Below are 401 nucleotides of genomic sequence, written 5' to 3' on the forward strand. Positions count from 1 at the left end.
GAGAACATGATATGCCTAAACTGTTCATCCATCTGCTTAGCTAATCCAGACAGCAAACCCACCTTGAAAAAGGTGCCATCCTGCTTCTTACGCCTAGACGGAATCCCCAGACCTTCAAGCCTGTCAGCATTGCGATCAGATTGAAGCCTTATGGACTCATCCCTGCCAATGCGTTCAAGATGTTTAAACACATCAACCTTGTTCCCACTGTTGCGACGAAGAAGCTCATAAAAACCTATCCGAGAAGATGACTCACACCCATTCTCAGGCGGTCCTGCATCAAAAATCTCTCCGCGTGATTCCTTCGCTTCCTTAACCTCTGGAACGTATTCTAAACCACCAGCAGGAAGCCTGAAGCGTCGCCTGTCTTCCTGTTCCGAACGACACGCAAACCGCAGATT

General features: G+C 48.4%; 1 protein-coding gene. It reads right to left on the reverse strand.

The genetic code is table 11. From position 1 onward, the window contains the following. The coding region (locus KP705_RS18605) for a hypothetical protein (RefSeq protein WP_215765380.1) at nt 1–401 on the reverse strand (401 nt) is incomplete at both ends.

Origin of the sequence: Gluconobacter sp. P1D12_c (assembly GCF_018812105.1) — a bacterium.
GTDB lineage: Bacteria > Pseudomonadota > Alphaproteobacteria > Acetobacterales > Acetobacteraceae > Gluconobacter > Gluconobacter oxydans_A.